15 protein-coding genes are annotated in these 15,985 nt (G+C 67.5%); 10 read left to right on the top strand and 5 right to left on the bottom strand.

Annotated features, from left to right (window positions below; translation table 11 throughout):
• Positions 1-9 precede the first annotated feature (9 nt).
• The 4 genes from QFZ42_RS23135 to QFZ42_RS23120 form a co-directional block, all read right to left on the bottom strand.
• Positions 10-666: a L,D-transpeptidase gene (locus QFZ42_RS23135; protein WP_307703209.1), complete on the bottom strand. Its 657-nt coding sequence runs from the start codon at positions 664-666 to the stop codon at positions 10-12.
• A 7-nt stretch (positions 667-673) separates the two neighbouring features.
• Complete coding sequence (locus tag QFZ42_RS23130) at positions 674-982, bottom strand: proteophosphoglycan ppg4 (RefSeq protein WP_307703208.1); 309 nt, start codon at positions 980-982, stop codon at positions 674-676.
• 208 nt (positions 983-1,190) lie between these two features.
• Entirely contained in the window at positions 1,191-3,365 is a 2,175-nt protein-coding gene (locus tag QFZ42_RS23125; protein WP_307703207.1) for a malate synthase G, read from the bottom strand.
• A 190-nt stretch (positions 3,366-3,555) separates the two neighbouring features.
• Positions 3,556-4,296, bottom strand: coding sequence for an IclR family transcriptional regulator (locus tag QFZ42_RS23120; protein ID WP_307703206.1), 741 nt, complete (start codon positions 4,294-4,296; stop codon positions 3,556-3,558).
• A 132-nt stretch (positions 4,297-4,428) separates the two neighbouring features.
• Between QFZ42_RS23120 and QFZ42_RS23115 the strand changes: the two genes are divergently transcribed.
• From QFZ42_RS23115 to QFZ42_RS23085, 7 genes are all read left to right on the top strand, one after another.
• Positions 4,429-5,367, top strand: coding sequence for a hydroxymethylglutaryl-CoA lyase (locus QFZ42_RS23115; RefSeq protein ID WP_307703205.1), 939 nt, complete (start codon positions 4,429-4,431; stop codon positions 5,365-5,367).
• Positions 5,360-6,562: a CaiB/BaiF CoA transferase family protein gene (locus tag QFZ42_RS23110; RefSeq protein WP_307703204.1), complete on the top strand. Its 1,203-nt coding sequence runs from the start codon at positions 5,360-5,362 to the stop codon at positions 6,560-6,562. Before QFZ42_RS23115 ends, QFZ42_RS23110 begins: the two co-directional genes overlap by 8 nt.
• Before the next feature lie 3 nt (positions 6,563-6,565).
• Positions 6,566-7,546 carry a Bug family tripartite tricarboxylate transporter substrate binding protein gene (locus QFZ42_RS23105; protein WP_307703203.1) on the top strand — a complete coding sequence of 327 codons (981 nt, stop codon included), beginning with the start codon at positions 6,566-6,568 and terminating at the stop codon, positions 7,544-7,546.
• 22 nt (positions 7,547-7,568) lie between these two features.
• Complete coding sequence (locus QFZ42_RS23100; RefSeq protein WP_307703202.1) at positions 7,569-8,513, top strand: SMP-30/gluconolactonase/LRE family protein; 945 nt, start codon at positions 7,569-7,571, stop codon at positions 8,511-8,513.
• A 38-nt stretch (positions 8,514-8,551) separates the two neighbouring features.
• The gene (locus QFZ42_RS23095; RefSeq protein WP_307703201.1) at positions 8,552-9,511 is read left to right on the top strand and encodes a LysR family transcriptional regulator; all 960 of its coding nucleotides are present in this window, start codon (positions 8,552-8,554) and stop codon (positions 9,509-9,511) included.
• A 61-nt stretch (positions 9,512-9,572) separates the two neighbouring features.
• Complete coding sequence (locus tag QFZ42_RS23090; protein ID WP_307703200.1) at positions 9,573-10,025, top strand: DUF2214 family protein; 453 nt, start codon at positions 9,573-9,575, stop codon at positions 10,023-10,025.
• 7 nt (positions 10,026-10,032) lie between these two features.
• Positions 10,033-12,072 carry a fused MFS/spermidine synthase gene (locus QFZ42_RS23085; RefSeq protein ID WP_307703199.1) on the top strand — a complete coding sequence of 680 codons (2,040 nt, stop codon included), beginning with the start codon at positions 10,033-10,035 and terminating at the stop codon, positions 12,070-12,072.
• A 65-nt stretch (positions 12,073-12,137) separates the two neighbouring features.
• Here the strand turns inward: QFZ42_RS23085 and QFZ42_RS23080 are convergent, their stop codons facing one another.
• Positions 12,138-12,518 (bottom strand): PsiF family protein, encoded by a 381-nt coding sequence (locus QFZ42_RS23080; RefSeq protein WP_307703198.1) that lies wholly within the window; start codon positions 12,516-12,518, stop codon positions 12,138-12,140.
• A gap of 132 nt (positions 12,519-12,650) precedes the next feature.
• On the opposite strand from QFZ42_RS23080, the gene argS reads away from it, so the two are divergent.
• The 3 genes from argS to QFZ42_RS23065 all read left to right on the top strand — a co-directional run bounded on the left by argS (position 12,651) and on the right by QFZ42_RS23065 (position 15,865).
• Positions 12,651-14,336, top strand: a complete 1,686-nt coding sequence (gene argS, locus QFZ42_RS23075) for an arginine--tRNA ligase (protein ID WP_307703197.1) — start codon at positions 12,651-12,653, stop codon at positions 14,334-14,336.
• 7 nt (positions 14,337-14,343) lie between these two features.
• Entirely contained in the window at positions 14,344-15,093 is a 750-nt protein-coding gene (locus tag QFZ42_RS23070; protein WP_307703196.1) for an SPOR domain-containing protein, read from the top strand.
• Between the two features lie 124 nt (positions 15,094-15,217).
• A complete protein-coding gene (locus QFZ42_RS23065; RefSeq protein WP_307703195.1) occupies positions 15,218-15,865 on the top strand; it encodes a thiol:disulfide interchange protein DsbA/DsbL in 648 nt (215 codons plus the stop codon).
• Positions 15,866-15,985 lie beyond the last annotated feature (120 nt).

The following is a 15,985-nucleotide window of genomic DNA, read 5'->3' as shown; positions in this document are numbered from 1 at the left end:
CCGCAAGGATCAACGCGCCCGGGCTTGTGCGGTCGAAGTTTCGAACAGCGTGCTGGCCGGCCGCGTTTCCGGCAGCACGTAGATCACGGCCTTCGCAGTGCCGAACGATGGCTTCACATGCGCGTCGTAGAACGCGGCAGGCACGTTGATGCAGCCATAGGAGATGCGGTTGTCCGCCGGGGTTGGCGTGGCCAGGCGTTCCAGCCGGCGCTCGGCCTTGTTGGTCGCGCGAACCCGGTGCATCGACACGGCCGCGTCGTAGTCGACCCAGACGATGTCTTCACCCGAAAGGTTGCGGCCCGGCTCGCTCACGAACCGGCCCGCGGGCGTGGTGCGCTCGTCGTCGCGGATGTCGGCCATCTGCCGCTCGCCGATGCCGGGCACCGAGTGGTCGCCCTTCGCAAGGCCCAGCAGGATGGGCGAGGACGCCCGCCGCTTGCCGTCCGCATCGAAGATGTGGACCGTGGCGGCTTTCTTGTCGACGATCGCGAACGGCGTGCCCTGGTTGTCGCCGGTCGCGCGCACCCAGCCGGCCACGGTTTCTGTGTCGCGGGAAACCGCCGGCGACGAATGCGCCGGCGGCGCCACGATCAGCAGTGAAGCGAGCGCCGCGACAGCGATGCCGGAAGCGAAGCCGCGACTACGGCGCTCGGAGCCGACCGACATCGCGCGTTCAGTTACGGTCGGCACGCGCCACGCGAGTCGAACGCTGGGTATCGCCCTGCGCGCTCATGTCCTGGCTGGTGCTGGGCGACGTTGTGGCCTGGTTCGTCGTGGTGCCGCCGGTCGAGCCCGACATCGTGCCTTGATTGGTGGCGGGCGTGCCTGTGGTGCCCATCGGGGTGTTCTGCTGCGTCTGCTGGCCGGCAGCGGTGGCCGGATTCGGTGAGCTGGTGGTCGGCGGATTGCCCTGTGCAATGGCGAAACCTGCGGCGCTGGTGAGGGCAATGGCGGCCATGGCCATCTTGATCGAACGGGTCATGTTTATCTCCTTGGATGGAATGAGTGAATCGATCGCTCGATGGAGCAACCGATGCCCAAACTAGCCTTGGTACACGCCCGCGTGGTCGGTGGGCCGCGCGGCCGGCTGTAGGACGACCGGCGAGGCGCGCCGGCGTGATTGACTTGCACGGCCGAAGTCTTGGGCCGACGCGGCCACGGGGCCGCGCCGCCGAAAAAGCGCAGGCGCCTCAGGCCCCCGCCTTCACCTTCAGGCGCCACGCATGCAGCAGCGGCTCGGTATAGCCGCTCGGCTGCTCGATGCCCTTGAATACCAGGTCTTGCGCAGCCTTGTAGGCGGCCGAGGTCGCGAAGTTGCCGGCCATCGGCTGGTACACGGGGTCGCCCGCGTTCTGTTCGTCGACCACCTTGGCCATGCGCTGGAAGGCCTCGTCGACCTGCGCCTTGGTCACCACGCCGTGCAGCAGCCAGTTGGCGATGTGCTGGCTCGAGATGCGCAGCGTCGCGCGGTCTTCCATCAGGCCCACGTTGTGGATGTCGGGCACCTTGGAACAGCCCACGCCCTGGTCGATCCAGCGCACCACGTAGCCGAGGATGCCCTGCACGTTGTTGTCGATTTCCTGCTGCTTCTCGGCATCGGTCCAGTTGGCAGCGGCCGCGATCGGCACTTGCAGCAGCGCGTTCAGGATGTTGTCGCGCTCTGCGTCGGCATCGACCTTCTCGAGCTCCTGCTGCACGGCCGTGACGCTCACCTGGTGGTAGTGCAGCGCATGCAGCGTGGCGGCGGTGGGCGAGGGCACCCAGGCGGTGTTGGCGCCGGCCTTGGGGTGCGCAATTTTCTGCTCGAGCATGGCGGCCATCAGGTCGGGCATGGCCCACATGCCCTTGCCGATCTGCGCCTTGCCGCGCAGGCCGCACGAGAGGCCGACCAGCACGTTGTTCTTTTCGTAGGCGCCGATCCAGGCGCTGGCCTTCATGTCGCCCTTGCGGATCATCGGGCCGCCGTGCATGGCGGTGTGCATCTCGTCGCCGGTGCGGTCGAGAAAACCGGTGTTGATGAAGGCCACGCGCGCGGCGGCTTCGGCGATGCAGGCCTTGAGGTTCACGCTGGTGCGGCGCTCCTCGTCCATGATGCCGAGCTTCACCGTGTTGGCGGGGAGCCCGAGCAATTGCTCGACGCGGCCGAACAGCTCGCTGGCAAAGGCCACTTCGGCCGGGCCGTGCATCTTCGGCTTGACGATGTAGATGCTGCCGGTGCGCGAGTTGCCCTTGCGCTTCAGGTCGGTCATGGCGATGGTGGTGGTCACCACGGCATCGAGGATGCCTTCGGGAATTTCCTTGCCGTCCGCGTAGAGCACGGCCGGGTTGGTCATCAGGTGGCCGACGTTGCGCAAGAACATGAGCGAGCGGCCATGCAGCTTCACGGGCTGGCCGTCGGCGCCGGTGTATTCGCGGTCGGGGTTGAGGCCGCGCGTGAAGGTCTTGCCGCCCTTGGCGACTTCTTCGGTGAGCGTGCCTTGCACGATGCCGAGCCAGTTCGCATACGCGAGCACCTTGTCGGCCGCATCGACCACGGCCACCGAGTCTTCGAGGTCGAGAATGGTCGAGAGCGCGGCTTCGAGCACGAGGTCGCTCACGCCGGCCGCGTCGCTCTTGCCGATGGGCGTGCTGCGGTCGATGCGGATGTCCAGGTGAATGCCGTTGTGCTTCAGCAGCACCGACGAGGGCGACGCTGCATCGCCCTGGTAGCCGACGAAGGCAGCAGGGTCGCGCAGCGTGGTGCTGCTGCTTTGCAGTGCGATGTGCAACTGCCCGCCCTTCACGCTGTAGCCGGTCGCCATCTTGTGCGAACCGTTTTCGAGCGGCACGGCCTGGTCGAGCACTTCGCGCGCGAACGCGATCACCTTGGCACCGCGCACCGGGTTGTAGCCCTTGCCCTTTTCTGCGCCATCGGTTTCGGGAATGGCATCGGTGCCGTAGAGCGCGTCGTACAGCGAACCCCAGCGCGCATTGGCTGCGTTGAGTGCGTAGCGCGCGTTCAGGATGGGCACCACCAGCTGCGGGCCGGCCTGCAGTGCGAGCTCGGAATCGACGTTGGCCGTGGTGGCCTTCGCGCCCTTGGGCTGCGGCAGCAGGTAGCCGATCTTCTCGAGGAATGCGCGGTAGGCCGGCATGTCGGCGATGGGACCGGGGTTCTTCTTGTGCCAGGCGTCGAGCTCGGCCTGCAGGCGGTCGCGTTCGGCCAGGAGCGCAATGTTCTTCGGAGCGAGGTCGCTCACGATGGCGTCGAAGCCCTTCCAGAAGACGTCGCTGGCCACGCCGCTGGCGGGCAGGACCTTGTCTTCGATGAAACGGTGAAGTTCGGTCGCAACCTGGAGTCCGTGGGCGGTGGTGCGGGCAGTCATGTTTTTTCTCCTGGAGAACGATTCAATGTGGGCGGAACAGAAGGCGGTGTCTGTCAGAACAGCGCTGCGCCGTGGTTCCATGCAGGGACTTTATTCGATACTTTGCTGGCCTGTAAGAGCCGAAAGCGTGATTTATCAGTGACAAAAATGAGGGTAATCGTGAGCCCTCTGCGCCTGATCCGTCGCGTTTTCAGATCATTCCGCTGAGTTGGCGCGCGGAGGCGCACACCGGCTCGATGTGGCGCTCTTCGTAGCGGTGCGCTGGCATGGTCAGCGTCACCGCCGCGGCCAGGCTGCCGTCGGCATGGAACACCGGCGCCGAAATGCCGGCCAGCTCGGCCGTGCGGTCGCCCACCAGCGCGCAGTAGCCCTGGGCGCGAATGGTGTCGTACAGCTTGCGCTCCTTGGCACTGCGCGGGCGCTCGGCTTCCGGGCCGAAGGCGATCAGCACGCGCGCACCGGCGCCTCGGTCGTTCGGCAGCAGATCGCCCGCGCGCACATGGTCGCGCACCACATGCGACGAATCGACGCGGAACTGGCACAGCCGCACCCAGCTGTCGCCCTGCGCCTGCCGCACGTGGTACGCCGCGCTCTCGCCGGTGGCCGCGGCCAGCGTGCGCAGCACCGGCGGCACGATGCGGTCGAGGGAGAGCGACGCCGCATAGAGGCCGTGCAGCCGCGCGATCTCCGCGCCCAATGCATAGCGTCCGTCGTCCTGCCGGCGGATCAGCCGCGCATGTTCGAGCGAAGCCAGAAGCCGCAGCACCGTGCTCTTGTAGAGCTGCGTGCGCTCGGCGAACTGCGCCAGCGACAGCGCCTCGTCGCCGGGCTGGAAGGCCGAGAGCAGGCTCAGCGCGCGGTCGACCGCGGCGGCGCCGCCGGGGGCGGCATTGAGGTCGGAAACCGATTCGGTCTGGGCTTTGCGGGGCATGGGGGCAACTTGACAGTGAAAGTCGATTGGCGGTCTAATTCTGTTTAATGGAATTTAGTTCTGTGAGATAGAACTGTCAAGTGACCGATTACCCACACCCGATTGCCTGATCGCTACAAGGAGACGAAACCCATGACACCCCCCGACGTCCTCATCAGCGAGGTCGGCCCGCGCGACGGCCTGCAGTCGGTCAAGGCGACCATGCCCACGGCCGACAAGCTGCGCTGGATCGATGCGCTTTACGCCGCCGGCGTGCGCGAGATCGAGGTCGCCTCCTTCGTGCCCGCGAAGCTGCTGCCGCAAATGGCCGACGCCGCCGAGGTGGTGCGCCATGCCGTCACGCTGCCGGGCCTCGTCGTGATGGCGCTGGTGCCCAACCGGACGGGCGCAGAGGCCGCGCTCGAGGCCGGCGTGCACAAGCTCACGATGCCGGTCTCGGCCAGCGTGGCGCATTCGCTCGCCAACGTGCGCAAGACGCCGACCGAGATGGTCGAAGAGGTGCGCGCCATCTCCGAGCTGCGCCGCGCCATCGCGCCGCAGGTGAGGCTCGAAGCCGGCATCTCCACCGCCTTCGGCTGCACACTGCAGGGCCTGGTGCCGGAAGACGACGTGATCCGCCTCGCCGTGCAATGCATCGAAGCCGGCGCTGAAGAGGCCGGCCTGTCCGACACCGTGGGCTATGCCAACCCCGCGCAGGTGCGCCGCCTCTTCAAGCGGCTGCGCGCCGAACTCGGCCAGCACGCCGGCGCCGCCCACATGCACAACACGCGCGGCCTCGGCATTGCGAACTGCCTGGCCGCGTGGGACGAGGGCGTGCGCACCTTCGACGCCTCGCTCGGCGGTCTCGGCGGCTGCCCCTACGCGCCCGGCGCCTCGGGCAATGCGGTCACCGAAGACTTGGTCTTCATGTTCGAGGCGATGGGCATTCGTACCGGCATCGACATTCAAAAACTCATTGCGGCGCGCGCGCCGCTCATGGCCGGCCTGCCCGGCGAACCGGTCTACGGCATGACGCCCGAGGCCGGCCTGCCCAAGGGCTTCGTCCAAAAGGAAACCACCGCACATGGCTGAATCCCAAGCTTTGCCAAGTCCTCTGCCGTATGCCGGCATCCGTGTCGTCGAGTTCACGCACATGGTGATGGGCCCGACCTGCGGCCTGCTGCTGGCGGACCTCGGTGCCGAGGTGATCAAGGTCGAGCCCATCGAGGGCGACAGCACGCGCCGCCTGCTGGGCTCCGGCTCGGGCTTCTTCCCGACCTTCAACCGCAACAAGAAGAGCATCGCGCTCGACCTCAAGACACGAGAGGGCGTGGAGGCCGCGCTGCGCCTCGTCGCCACGGCCGACATCGTGAGCGAGAACTTCAAGCCCGGCACCATGAAGAAGCTGGGGCTCGACTACGGCGGCCTGAAGCAGCTCAACCCGCGCCTCATCTACGTGAGCCACAAGGGCTTCCTGCCCGGCCCCTACGACCACCGCACCGCGCTCGACGAGGTGGTGCAGATGATGGGCGGCCTGGCCTACATGACGGGCCGTGCGGGCGACCCGCTGCGCGCGGGCACCAGTGTGAACGACATCATGGGCGGCATGTTCGGCGCCATCGGCGCGATGGCCGCGCTGCGCCAGCGCGAGCTCACGGGCAAGGGCTGCGAGGTGCAGTCGGCGCTGTTCGAGAACAACGTGTTCCTGGTCGCGCAGCACATGATGCAGTTCGCCGCCACCGGCAAGGCGGCCGACCCGATGCCCAGCCGCATCTCGGCCTGGGCCGTGTACGACGTGTTCACCGTGAAGGACGGCGAGCAGATCTTCCTCGCGGCCGTGAGCGACAAGCAGTGGGCCATCTTCTGCAAGGCCTTCGGCCTGGAAGAAATGCTGGCCGATCCGCGCCTGAAGACCAACAACGACCGGGTGCTGGCGCGCGACTGGATGATGCCGATCCTGCGCTCGCATCTGGCTGGCTATAGCGCGGCCGAGCTCAGCGCGGTGTTCGAGCAGAACGAGCTGCCCTTCGCGCCCATCACCAAGCCGCAGGACCTGTTCGACGATCCGCACCTGAACGCCACCGGCGGCCTCGCGCCGGTGCGCATGAACGACGGCCACATGGCCAAGGTGCCGCTGATGCCCTTCACGCTCGACGGCGAGCGCCCCGGCATCCGCCTGCAGCCGCCGCGCATCGGCGAGCACACCGGCGAGCTGCTGCGGGAGGTGGGCTACAGCGAAGAAGAGATCGCCGCGTTCAAGACACACAACATCACCCTCGGAGATTGATTCATGCCTTCCATGTCGCGGCGTGCCTTGCCCGTTTTGTTCCTCTGCGCCGCGACCGCGGCCTGCCTCCCTGCCCTGGCGGCAGACACTGCATGGCCTGCCAAGCCGGTGCGCCTGGTGGTCCCCTATGCTCCCGGCGGCACCACCGACTACGCTGCCCGCCAGATCGCGCAGAAACTCACCGAGCAGACCGGCATCTCGTTCTATGTGGAGAACAAGGCCGGCGCGAGCGGCACGATCGGTTCCAGCCTCGTGGCCAAGTCCGCGCCCGACGGCGGCACTTTCCTGATCAACGACACCACCTACGCGATGCTGCCGCACCTCTTCAGGAAGCTGCCGTGGGAGCCTGCCGATCTGGTCCCGGTGACGACGATCGTCGATGCGCCGCTCGTGCTGGTGGTGGGGGCGAATTCGCCGTACAGATCCCTGGATGCATTGATTGGCGCTGCCCGCAAGAACCCCGACAAACTGACCTTCGGCTCGGGCGGCGTCGGCAGTTCCACCCACCTGGGTGGCGAACTGCTCAAGCAGAACGGCAAGCTGGCGCTGACCCATGTCCCCTACAAGGGCGCGGGTGAAGCGATGCTGGGGGTGGTGTCGGGGCAGGTCGACGTGCTGGTCACTGCCGCACCCACGGCCATTCCGCAAGTCAAGGGCGGCAGGGTGCGAGCCTTGCTCGTGACGTCGCCGCGGCGCCTCGCCGCGCTGCCCGACGCACCTACCAGCGCGGAGGCGGGCTTGAAGGAGTTCACCGCCACCAACTGGTTCGGCATCGCTGCGCCCAAGGGCACGCCGCAGCCGATCGTCGACAAACTGCAGGCCGAAGTGAAGAAGGCGCTGGCCTCGCCGGACCTCGTGCAGCGGTTTGCAGAGCAGGGTGCCAGCCCCGGCGGGCTGCCGTCAGCCGACTTCGGCAAGCTCGTGCACAGCCAGACGCAGACCTGGGGGCAGGTGATCAAGGCCGCAGGCGTGCAGCCCGAGTGACCTCACCGGAGACCGCCCAGCCATGTGGAACCTGAGTTTCCAACCCCCCGAGGTCATCGAAGCGCGCGTGCTCACGCGCCTGCCCGATGCGTTTCGCACGCCGCGCCGCACCGATTGGGTCGATGCCAACAAGCCTGGCCACATGATGGACAGTTTTCTCGAGGGGCCGGTGTTCGATCGGGCCGGAAACCTGTACGTCACCGACATCCCGTACGGACGCATCTTCAGGATCGCGCCCGCGTCGCTCGAATGGGAGCTGGTGACCGCGTATGACGGCTGGCCCAACGGCCTCGCGATCCACGCCGACGGCGGCCTCTGGATCGCGGACTACCGGCGCGGCATCTTGCGGCTCGATCCGGCCGATGGGAGCATCGAGACCGTGCTCGGCCATCGCAACAGCGAGTCCTTCAAGGGGGTGAACGACCTGGGCTTCGACCTCGGCGGGAGGCTCTATTTCACCGACCAGGGCCAGACCGGCCTGCACGATCCGACGGGCCGCGTCTACCGCTGGCATGCCAGCGACGACCGCCTCGACCTGCTGCTGGCCAATGCGCCCAGCCCCAATGGCGTGGCGACGAGTGCCGACGGCAAGGTGCTGCTTGTTGCCGTCACCCGCGGCAACCAAGTCTGGCGCGCGCCGCTGCTGCCCGACGGCAGCCTTTCCAAGGTGGGCGCGCTGCAGACCTTCTTCGGCACCAGCGGCCCCGACGGGCTGGCGGCCACGGCCGACGGCGGACTGGTCGTGGCCCATGCCAGCCTGGGCGGGGCCTTTGTGCTGAACGCGCGCGGCGAGGTCACGCACGTGGTCCGCGGCCCGGCGGGATGCAACACGGTGACCAACGTCGCCTTCCGGCCCGGCACGCGGCAGCTCGTGCTCACCGATTCGGCGACGGGCAGCGTGCTGGAAGCCGACCTGCCGATGGACGGGGCGCAACTCTATTCGCATTCCGCGGATTCGCGGCGCTAGGCGGCGTTCGCGGCATCGCGGGCTATAGTTCCGCCGCCATGGACCGCCTGAAGCAACTCGAATCTTTCGTCTCGGTGGCGACCCGCGGCGGTCTCACGGCCGCGGCCAAGGCCGAGGGCGTGGCGCCCGCGATCATGGGGCGGCGCCTCGATGCGCTCGAGGCGCGGCTGGGCGTCAAGCTGCTGGTGCGGACCACACGGCGCATCACGCTCACGCACGAGGGCAGCGCCTTCCTCGAAGACTGCCAGCGCCTGCTGACGGAGTTCGCCAACGCCGAGGCCAGCGTGAGCGCCGGCGGCATCAAGGCCAGCGGCCACTTGCGCGTCACGGCGCCGGCGGGCTTCGGCCGCCGCCACGTGGCGCCGCTGGTGCCGCGTTTTCATGCGCTGCATCCGGAGGTCACCATCTCGCTCAACCTGAGCGACCGCGTGGTCGACGTGCGCGGCGAAAGCTTCGACTGCGCGGTGCGCGTGGGCGACATGCCCGACTCGTCCCTGGTGAGCGTGCGGCTGGCCGACAACCGCCGCCGCTGCGTCGCCACGCCGGAATTCGTGCGCCGCCACGGCATGCCGAAGCACCCGGGCGAGTTGTCGCGTTTCGCCTGCCTCACGCTGTCGAGCGATGCCTCTCAGACCCGCGGCTGGGCGTTCCACGTTCCGCGCACCCTGACGGGCGCGGGCCTTCCCGCCGAAGAGGGTGAGGGCGGCGAAGAATTGATCTACCTGCGGCCCGAAGGCCCGCTCGATTGTTCCGACGGCCAGGTGCTGCACGACTGGTGCCTGGCCGGCCACGGCATCGCGTGGCGCAGCACCTGGGAGGTCGAGGCCGAGATCGACGCCGGCCTGCTGGTGCCGCTGCTCGACGAATTCGCCGCGCCGCCCAACGGCATCTATGCGGTGTTCACGGGCACCAAGCACCTGCCGCTGCGGGTGCGGCTGTGGCTTGATTTCCTCAAGGAGCAATACGGACGCCCCGAATTCTGGGGCGGAAGGGGCTAAAGCACGCGAGCGGCGGCACAATGCGCAAGCATTTGACTCCCTTGAAGAAGAAAGCCATTCGATGACCCTGGAAGCCATCCTCGCCTACCTGCACCTGCTCGCCATCCTCACGATGGTCGTGTTCATTTCGAGCGAAGCGGCGCTGTGCCGCGTGCAGTGGCTCAATGCCGCCGTCGTCGAGCGGCTCGCCAAGGTCGACCTGGTCTACGGCATGGCCGCCATTGCCGTGCTGGCCACCGGCATCGCACGCACGGTGTGGGGCATCAAAGGCACGGCCTGGTACTGGACCAATCCGCTCTTGCACGTGAAGCTCGGGCTGTTCATCATCGTCGGCGTGCTCTCGATCTTCCCGACGCTGACCTACTTTCGCTGGCGCAAGGCGCTGCGCGCCAACGGCACACTGCCGGCCGAGGCCGACATCCGCAAGACGCGCAAGCTGGTGATGGTGCAGGCGCACCTGATCGCGCTGATTCCGCTGGTCGCCGTGTTCCTGGCGCGCGGCTTCGGCAAGTAGGGCCGGCATGGAGCGCGCCGGCATCCAGCTCCTGTTTGCCGGCACCATCTTCAGCAGCGCGTTCCTGCTGTTTCTCGTCCAGCCGCTGATCGCCAAGCAGATCCTGCCCTGGTTCGGCGGCTCGGCCGCCGTGTGGTCGATCTGCATGGTGTTCTTCCAGGTCGTGCTGCTCGCGGGCTATGCGTATTCCGACTGGGTGACGCGCCATCTTCGCGTGCGGGTGCAGGCGGCATTGCATGTGGGCCTTCTGCTCGCGAGCCTGGCGTTCCTGCCGCTCGTGGTTGCGGCGCGCTGGAAACCCACGGGCGCTGAAGACCCGACATGGCTGATCCTGGGCCTGCTGCTCGCGACCATCGGCCTTCCTTACTTTCTGCTGTCGACCACCGGGCCACTGGTGCAGTCGTGGGTGGCGCGCACGCCCTGGAGCGCGCGGGTGTACCGGTACTTCTCGCTGTCGAACCTGGCCTCGCTGCTGTCGCTCCTGAGTTATCCGGTGCTGATCGAGCCGCGCAGCTCGCTGCTGCGGCAGGCGCAGGGATGGTCGTGGGGCTATGGCGCGTTCGCGGTGCTTTGCGCGGGCACGACCTTGCTCGTGGCGTACCGCTGGCCGGAGGCAGTGTCGCCATCGCAAGCCGCCTCGGACCGGGCCATCGACCACGCGAAACCGCCGCGATGGTCCGACGGCCTGCTTTGGCTCCTGTTGCCGGCCCTGGCGTCGTGGTTGTTGCTCGCCGTGACCAACCACATCACCCAGAACGTTGCCGCGGTTCCGTTTCTCTGGATCTTGCCGCTGTCGCTGTACCTGTTCACTTTCGTGCTGTGCTTCGAAAGCGACCGCTGGTACCGGCGCGGCGTCTTCCTGCCGTTGGCGGCGGCTGTGCTGGTGCTGTGCGCCTTCGGCCTGCAGCACCACGTCGGCTCGGCTGTACGCACGGGGCTGCCCCTCTACGTCGGCGGCTTGTTCGTGCTGTGCATGTTCCTGCACGGGGAAACCGCCAGGCTGCGTCCGGCGCCGCGCTATCTCACGCGCTTCTACCTGATGCTTTCGCTCGGTGGTGCCATCGGCGGTGCCATGGTCGGGCTGGTTGCGCCGCACGTGCTGCCGGCGTATTACGAGCTGGGCATCGGGCTGATCCTGACGGCGCTCGCGGCGGTGGCCGTTCTGCGCCACCGGCTTTGGCTGCGGGTTTCCAGCGTGGCACTGGCGGCCTGTTGCGTCTTTTTCCTGGTGGCGCAGATCCGCAGCGACAGGGCCGACGCACGCCATCTGATGCGCAACTTCTACGGCGCGCTGATCACCTTCGACGTGCGGCGCGCCAACCCTGCAAACAACGCGCGTCTGCTGTCACACGGTTCCATCAAGCATGGCGAGCAGTTCCTCGATCCACGGCGCCGAAGCGAACCCACGACCTACTACGGCGCCACCGCGGGCATCGGCCGGGCCATCGCCGCTGCGCCGGACGGGCCGCGTCGGGTCGGGCTGATCGGCCTCGGCGCCGGCACGCTCGCAAGCTATGGCCGCAGCGGCGACATCTATCGCATCTACGAGATCAATCCGCAGGTCTTCGAGTTGGCGGACAGCGAATTCACCTTTCTGCGCGACAGCCCCGCGCGCATCGAGCGCGTGCTCGGCGATGCGCGGTTGGCGCTGGAGCGCGAGCCGCCGCAGGGCTTCGACCTGCTCGCGGTCGACGCGTTCTCGGGCGACGCGGTACCGGTGCACCTGCTCACGGCCGAGGCGATGGACGTCTACCTGCGCCACATGAAACCGGGCGGCGTCGTGGCCTTTCACGTGACAAACCGCTATCTCGAGCTGGCACCGGTGGTGGCGCGGATCGCCGAGGCGAAAGGCTTGCACGCTGTGTTGGTAAGCGACGACGCGAAAGATTCGAAGTGGCTCGACCCGACCGACTGGGTGCTGGTGGCGCGCGATCCGGCTGTGCTGGCGCGCGAACCCCTGCGCGCCGCGGCTTCGCCCATTGCGCTTCCGGCAAACACCCGCCCCTGGACCGACGATTTCAACAACCTGCTGGGTGTGCTGAAGTAGTGAAGCGCCCATGAAAAAGCCCCGCCGGCGCGACGCGCCTGCGGGGCTTGTTCAAAAAAGGAGGGTCAGGCCTTCGCGCTGAGGCATTCCTTCATGAAGGCCTTGCGGGCGTCGCCCTTCAGGGTCTTGGCCTTGTCGTCGGCATTGCAGGTCTTCATCTTTTCCTGCTGGGTCTGTTTGGCGGTCATGGCGGGCTTGGCGCTCAGGCAGCTCTTCATGAAGGCCTTGCGCTCGTCGCCCTTCTTGTCGCCGGCGTCCTTGTTGCAGGTCGTCATCTTGCTTTGCTGGGCCGTGGGGGCCTTGGCCGCCGGCATGGCGGGGGTGGCCGGCGTCGCGGGCGTGGCCGCCGGAGCGACGACCACAGGCGCCGGCGCCTTGTCTTGTGCCTGTGCGGCGCCAAAGGAAAGACAGGCGCCCAGGGCGACCAGGGAAAGGAGCTTCTTCATGGTGATATGTCCTTGCAAGGTTGAGGTGTGACAGGGTGCCCCGCCCCGGGGCCGACCATCCTAACGGCCGAAGACACCCATCCGATGACCATCGCCGTCGCCGCCCGGGTTTGCCCCCGGTAAAATCCGCAGATGCTATTGGTCAAACAGGAGCTGCTCGCGGCGCTCGCGAACACGCTCGAATCCCTCTCGCCCGGCGCCGGCTCCAAAGCCGCGTTCGAGTCGCCCAAGGTGGCTGCCCATGGCGATTTCGCCAGCACGGCCGCCATGCAGCTCGCCAAACCGCTCGGCCGCAAGCCCCGCGAACTGGCCGAAGAGCTCAGCGCCGCGCTGCTCGCCACCCCCGTTTTCGGCCAGTGGGTCGAAGCCATCGAGATCGCCGGCCCCGGTTTTCTCAATATCCGCCTCAAGACGTCCGCCAAGCAGCAGATCGTGCGCGAGGTGCTGGATGCGGCCGACGCTTTCGGCCGGCAGCCCGCCACCGGTGAAAAGGTGCTGGTCGAGTTCGTCTCCGCCAACCCGACCGGTCCGCTGCACGTCGGCCACGGCCGCCAGGCCGCGCTCGGCGACGCCATCTGCAACCTGCGCGCCTCGCAGGGCGACACCGTCTGGCGCGAGTTCTATTACAACGACGCCGGCGTGCAGATCCAGACGCTGGCCAACAGCACGCAACTGCGCGCCCGCGGCTTCAAGCCCGGCGATCCCGAATGGCCGAGCGGCGAAAAGGCGCCCGCCTACAACGGCGACTACATCGCCGACATCGCCGAAGACTTCAAGCAGAAGAAAACCGTCAAGTCTCATGAGCGCGAATACACCGCGAGCGGCGACATCGACGACCTCGATTCCATTCGCGAGTTCGCCGTGGCTTATCTGCGCCGCGAGCAAGACCTCGACCTGCAGGCCTTTCGCGTGCGCTTCGACAACTACTACCTCGAGTCCAGCCTCTACACCAGCGGCCGGGTCGAGGCCGCGGTGCAGAGGCTCGTGGCGGCCGGCAAGACCTACGAGCAGGACGGCGCCCTGTGGCTCCGGTCGACCGACTACGGCGACGACAAGGACCGCGTGATGAAGAAGCAGGACGGTACGTACACGTACTTCGTGCCCGACGTCGCGTATCACATCGCCAAGTGGGAGCGCGGCTTCCACAAGGTGGTCAACATCCAGGGCACCGACCACCACGGCACCATCGCGCGCGTGCGCGCCGGCCTGCAGGCCGCGGGCGTCGGCATTCCCGAGGGCTACCCCGACTACGTGCTCCACACCATGGTGCGCGTGATGAAGGGCGGCGAAGAGGTCAAGATCAGCAAGCGCGCGGGCAGCTACGTCACCTTGCGCGACCTGATCGAATGGACCAGCACCGATGCCGTGCGCTTCTTCCTTTTGAGCCGCAAGCCCGACACCGAATACACCTTCGACGTCGACCTGGCCGTGACCAAGAACAACGACAACCCGGTGTACTACGTGCAATACGCCCACGCGCGCATCTGCTCGGTGCTGGCCGGCTGGGGCGGCGACGCCGCCACGCTCAAGAACGTCGACCTGTCGCCGCTCGAAAGCCCGGCCGCGCAGGCGCTGATGCTGCTGCTCGCCAAGTACCCCGCCATGCTGACGGCCGCCGCGAAGGATTTCGCGCCGCACGACGTGACTTTCTATTTGCGCGAACTCGCCGCCAGCTATCACAGCTACTACGACGCCGAGCGGATTCTGGTCGATGACGAGCCGGTCAAGCTCGCGCGGCTCGCGCTCGTCGCCGCCACTGCGCAGGTGCTGCACAATGGCCTCGCGATTCTCGGCGTCAGTGCGCCGAGCAAGATGTGAAATCACCATGAAGAAGACAACCAGACAACGCGGCAACATCGTCATCGGCCTCATCATCGGCCTGGTGCTGGGGTTGGGGGTCGCGCTGGGCATCGCGGTCTACGTGACCAAGGTGCCGATTCCGTTCGTGACCAAGACCCAGCGCGGCGGCGCCGAGCAGGACGAGGCGGAGGCCCGCAAGAACCGCGACTGGGACCCGAATGCACCGCTCGCGGGCAAGGCCGGCGCGCCTGCCAAGCCGCCTGCGGCCGCATCGGGCCCGGTGGCTCCGGCCGGCGGCGACACCACGGCCGTGGCGCCGGGCACACCACCGCCGGCGCCGCCGGTCCCGGTGGTCGTGGCTCCGCCCAAGCCCCCGCGCGCGGCGCCGGTGCCGGCCGAAGCCAACTCCCTGCCGCCGTCGAACGATCCGCTGGGCGATCTCGCCCGTGCGCGTGCCGGCGGCAACAGCGGCAGCACCACCACGGCTTCGGCCGCGCCGAGCAGCGGCAACAACAGCGCGGCGCCTTCGGGTCCCGATCCGTTCATGTACTTCGTGCAGGCCGGCGCCTTCCGCACCACCGACGACGCCGAGGCCCAGCGCGCCAAGCTGTCGCTCATGGGCGTCGAAGCCCGGGTCACCGAGCGCGAGCAGGCGGGCCGCACGGTCTACCGGGTGCGCGCCGGTCCGTTCAACAAGAAGGACGACGCCGACCGCCTGAAAGAGCGGCTCGACGGCGGCGGCCTCGAATCGGCGCTGGTTCGCGTCCAGCGCTGAAATAATCTTTAAGCTTCGGCGCGTGGCATGGGCCGCCGTCAAGATGGCCTTGGTCATGCCGCATGCGGGAACTCCGCGCGGCGCGCCGGCTCTGTCTGCCGTACCCAACAGGAGAACTCTTTCAATGAAACGTCGTGACTTTTCGCTGGCCGCCACCTCGCTCGGTCTGATTTCGCTGGCCGGCAATACGGCGCACGCCCAGGCGCGCGCGCCCAAGGCCGGCACCGAGTACCTGGTGCTCGACAAGCGCGTGCCGGTCGACGCAACCGGCGGCAAGGTCGAGGTGATCGAGTTCTTCTCGTACAACTGCCCGCATTGCAACGATTTCGAGCCCCAGCTCGAAGCCTGGCTCAAGACGGCGCCGAAGGAAGTGGCTTTCCGCCGCGTGCCGGTGCCGTTCGTGGGCAACGACGTCGAAGCCAAGCAGCGCCTGTACTACGCGCTTGAAGCCATGGGCAAGGTCGACGAGTTCCAGCCGAAGGTTTTCAACGCCATTCACAAGCAGCGCCAGAACGTCAACGGCGATGCCAACATCATTGCCTGGGCAACCGCCAACGGCCTCGACGGCGCCAAGTTCAAGGAAGTTTTCACCTCCTTCAGCGTGGCCAGCAAGGCGAAGCGCGCCACGCAGCTGACCGAAGCCTACAAGGTGGCCGGCGTCCCGGCACTGGCCGTGGCCGGCCGCTGGTATGTGGACGGCGAACTCGCCGGTAACATGACGAAGGCGCTTCAGGTCACCAACTACCTGATCGGCGAAGCCAAGAAGGGCTGACCCGCGCCCACCCCGTTGAGGGGGCAAAACCAACGGCCCGGCGCAGCCGGTTCCGCGGTGTTCCCGGATGGGATGTCAAGCCCGCTTTTGGCGGGCTTTTTCGTCTGTGCGTGCGGGGCT

The sequence above is a fragment of the Variovorax paradoxus genome (assembly GCF_030815855.1).
Lineage (GTDB): Bacteria > Pseudomonadota > Gammaproteobacteria > Burkholderiales > Burkholderiaceae_C > Variovorax > Variovorax paradoxus_M.
This window is presented reverse-complemented; position numbering and strand designations above follow the sequence as displayed.